Genomic DNA, 315 nt, shown 5'->3' with positions numbered 1-315 from the left:
TCGCGCTGGACACGACCCCGGCCGAGATGACCTGGAAGCGCGGCGTTGATATCCTGTCCTTTGGCGGCACCAAGAACGGCTGCTGGTGTGCCGAAGCGATCGTGCTGTTCGATCCCGGCCGCGCCGGCGAACTGGCCTTCCTGCGCAAGCGCGCCGCTACATTCACCGCGTCTCCCATTGCCGTGAAATCGGCGACCAATCCGTCCCCGACGGAACCGACGTAAGCCGTACCGGAGTGAACGCCGATGCCAATGGGCAACCAAGGTCCGCCGGGCTCGCCGGGCTCGCCGTGCCCGGTAGCCGAAAGCAGGCGCC

The 315-nt window shown here is 67.3% G+C and carries 2 pseudogenes; one reads left to right on the top strand and one right to left on the bottom strand.

What is annotated here, in order from left to right:
• Positions 1-158, top strand: a pseudogene (locus EN786_RS39615) (low specificity L-threonine aldolase); the annotation flags it as partial.
• Here the strand turns inward: EN786_RS39615 and EN786_RS39610 are convergent.
• A pseudogene (locus EN786_RS39610) lies at positions 110-259 on the bottom strand (adenylate/guanylate cyclase domain-containing protein); the annotation flags it as partial. The pseudogenes EN786_RS39615 and EN786_RS39610 overlap by 49 nt on opposite strands.
• Positions 260-315 lie beyond the last annotated feature (56 nt).

This window comes from Mesorhizobium sp. M4B.F.Ca.ET.143.01.1.1, assembly GCF_004792275.1.
GTDB classification, from domain to species: domain Bacteria; phylum Pseudomonadota; class Alphaproteobacteria; order Rhizobiales; family Rhizobiaceae; genus Mesorhizobium; species Mesorhizobium abyssinicae.
The sequence above is the reverse complement of the archived record's forward strand: the minus strand, read 5'-3'. Positions and strand labels throughout refer to the sequence as shown.